This window comes from uncultured Amphritea sp. (assembly GCF_937127095.1).
Classification (GTDB): Bacteria; Pseudomonadota; Gammaproteobacteria; order Pseudomonadales; family Balneatricaceae; genus Amphritea.
In genome coordinates, this window is record NZ_CAKZLP010000061.1 from 1 (window position 1) to 3,559 (window position 3,559).

Consider the following 3,559-nt stretch of genomic DNA (forward strand, 5'->3'; position numbering starts at 1 on the left):
GATACTGGCATTTGCCGAAGGCCGGATTGAGTTGCCTGCTGTCACTGATCTGACAGTCCGGGCGGATAAGGACTGAAACTTCCGATGAGTAATACCTATAACTCTGATGCAATTGAGGTACTGAGCGGGCTGGACCCGGTACGTCGCCGTCCTGGTATGTATACCGAGACCGACCGGCCGAACCACCTGGCGCAGGAAGTCATTGATAACAGTGTCGACGAAGCACTGGCGGGGCATGCGACCCAGTTGGATGTGACGCTGCATAAAGATGGGGCGATCAGCGTCAGGGATAACGGCCGGGGGATGCCGGTGGATATCCACCCGGAAGAGGGGGTCAGTGGTGTTGAACTGATTCTTACACGGCTGCATGCCGGTGGTAAGTTCTCCAATGACAACTACAACTATTCCGGTGGTTTGCACGGGGTGGGGGTGTCGGTCGTTAACGCCCTGTCAAAATTGCTGGAAGTGACCATCCGTCGCGGAGGCAATGTTTATCGCACAACCTATGCCGACGGTGAAAAAGTCTCTGATCTGGAGATCGTTGACAGCTGTGGTCAGCGTAATACCGGCACCGAAGTGCGCTTTCTGGCCGATCCTCAGTACTTTGATACGCCAAAATACCATCTGACTAAACTGCGCCATATGCTGCGGGCTAAAGCGGTTCTCTGTTCCGGCTTGCGGGTCACCTTTACCGATGCGTCCGGGGCGAATAAAGAGAAGGACGAGTGGTATTACGAAGATGGTCTTGTGGACTATCTCAAGGGCACCACCCAGGTATTTGAAACCCTGCCAGAGGAGCCGTTTACCGTATCCTTCCAGGGCGAAATTGACGCCATGGATGTCGCGCTGCAGTGGCTGCCGGAAGGAGGTGAGCTGATCGGCGAAAGCTATGTCAACCTGATCCCGACAGTACAGGGCGGCACCCATGTTAATGGTCTGCGCACCGGTCTGTTGGAAGCGATGCGGGAGTTCTGTGAATTCAGAAACCTGCTGCCCCGTGGCGTGAAGATCTCCGCTGAAGATATCTGGGAACGCTGCTGCTATGTGCTCTCAGCAAAGATGCAGGATCCGCAGTTCTCCGGACAGACCAAAGAGCGGCTGTCATCCCGTCATATTGCCGGTTTCATCTCCGGCGCAACCAAAGATGCCTTCAGTCTGTGGCTTAATCGCCATGTAGAGGAGGGTGAAAAACTTGCAGAGCTGGTGATCAGCAATGCTCAGAGACGGTTGCGCTCGAATAAAAAGGTGATCCGTAAAAAGGTCACCTCCGGGCCTGCGCTGCCAGGTAAACTGGCGGACTGTACCGGCAATGATGCGATGCAGGGCGAACTGTTTCTGGTGGAGGGGGACTCGGCGGGGGGCTCTGCTAAACAGGCGCGCGACCGGGAGTATCAGGCGGTGATGCCGCTGCGCGGTAAGATACTGAATACCTGGGAGGTGGATCACAACGAAGTGCTGGCCTCCCAGGAGGTCAACCATATCTCCATCGCCATCGGGGTTGAGCCCGGTTCGGATAATTTTGAGGCTCTGCGTTACGGTAAAATCTGTATTCTTGCCGATGCGGACTCCGACGGTTTGCATATCGCAACCCTGCTGTGCGCATTGTTTGTGCGCCATTTCCGGCCGCTGGTGGCAGCCGGGCATATCTATGTGGCGATGCCGCCTCTGTATCGTATCGATGTTGCCAAAGATGTCTTTTATGCTCTGGATGACAACGAAAAAGACAGTATTGTTGAGCGTATCAAGGCGGAGCGTAAGAACGCCAAGATCGGCGTGCAGCGCTTCAAGGGGCTGGGTGAGATGAACCCGCTACAACTGCGTGAAACCACCATGTCGCGTGATACCCGGAGGTTGGTGCAACTGACCATCGAAGCGGGCGATGATACCAATGAGATGATGGATATGCTGCTGGCGAAGAAACGTTCGCCGGATCGTAAAGAGTGGCTGGAAAGCAAAGGTGATCTGGCCGACATCTAGGGCATAGCGTTTGCCACCCTGTTGGTTAAGTTGATGATCGCGCAGAAGAATGAGTTTTATAAGCTCCGGGATAAAAAATGAGCGGAACAGTACATATTGACGAAGGCATTGAACGCCTGTCACTGAAAGAATATACCGAGAAAGCGTATCTGGATTACTCCATGTACGTCATTCTTGACCGGGCGCTGCCGAATATCGGTGATGGCCTGAAGCCGGTTCAGCGTCGCATCGTTTATGCGATGTCGGAGCTGGGACTGAAGTCCACGGCAAAGTATAAAAAATCTGCCCGTACGGTGGGTGACGTGCTGGGTAAATTCCACCCGCACGGTGACAGCGCCTGTTATGAGGCGATGGTGCTGATGGCGCAGCCGTTCTCATACCGTTATCCGCTGATCGATGGACAGGGTAACTGGGGTTCTCCCGATGACCCTAAATCCTTTGCGGCGATGCGTTATACCGAGTCAAAACTGGCAAAGTACGCTGAGGTATTGCTTAAAGAGGTAGCCCAGGGGACCGTTGAGTGGGGGGCAAACTTTGACGGCACTATTGATGAACCGCTGACGCTGCCTGCCCGGCTGCCGAATATTCTGCTCAACGGTACCACCGGTATCGCCGTGGGTATGGCGACCGATATCCCGCCGCACAATCTGCGCGAAGTGACCCAGGCCTGTATTCAGCTGCTGTCGAAACCGAGCATGAGCATCGAGGAGTTATGCGAGATCGTGCCGGGGCCGGATATGCCTACAGACGCTGAGCTGATTACGCCACGCCACGAACTGCAGAAAATGTATGAGACCGGTAAAGGGAGTCTCAGAGCCCGGGCGGTCTACAGCAGAGAGCAGGGCGATATTGTCATTACTGCGCTGCCTTATCAGGTGTCCGGCGCTAAAGTGCTGGAACAGATCGCCCAGCAGATGCAGCAGAAAAAACTGCCAATGGTGTCTGACCTGCGGGATGAGTCGGATCATGAAAATCCGACCCGGCTGGTGATCGTGCCGCGCTCAAACCGCATCGATGTTGAACAGCTGATGGCGCACCTGTTCGCCAGTACCGACCTGGAACGTACCTACCGGGTTAACATGAACATGATCGGTATCGATGGTCGTCCGAAGGTGAAAAACCTGAAGGAGATTCTCACTGAGTGGTTGACCTATCGAACTGAAACCGTACGTCGCCGGTTGCAGTTCCGTCTGGATAAAGTGCTGGCACGACTGCACATCCTCGAAGGTTTAATGATCGCCTATCTCAATATCGACGAAGTGATTGAGATTATTCGTACCGAAGAGAAGCCGAAGCTGGTGATGATGGAGCGCTTCGGTATTACGGAGATCCAGGCTGAAGCGATCCTTGAGATCCGTTTGCGCCAGTTAGCCAAGCTCGAAGAGATCAAGATCCGTGGTGAGATCGATGAACTCACTAAAGAACGTGATTATCTGGAAGAGATTCTCGGTTCTGAAAAACTGATGCGCAAGCTGATCCGTGACGAGCTGAAAGCGGATGCGAAAGAGTACGGTGATGATCGTCGTTCACCTATCGTCGCCCGCGAAGAAGCGAAAGTGATGGATGAGAAAGCACTGCTGAC

The 3,559-nt window shown here is 54.1% G+C and carries 2 protein-coding genes; both read left to right on the forward strand.

The genetic code is table 11. From position 1 onward, the window contains the following. The first annotated feature begins 84 nt into the window (after positions 1-84). Positions 85-1,977, forward strand: coding sequence for a DNA topoisomerase IV subunit B (gene parE, locus Q0499_RS15640; protein ID WP_299200963.1), 1,893 nt, complete (start codon positions 85-87; stop codon positions 1,975-1,977). A 77-nt stretch (positions 1,978-2,054) separates the two neighbouring features. After that, on the forward strand, positions 2,055-3,559 hold a 1,505-nt coding region (gene parC / locus Q0499_RS15645), incomplete at its 3' end, for a DNA topoisomerase IV subunit A (RefSeq protein WP_299200966.1).

Coding starts and splice junctions, on each gene's coding strand:
- parE (WP_299200963.1), top strand. CDS start 85: ATGAGTAATACCTATAACTCTGATGCAATTGAGGTACTGAGCGGGCTG.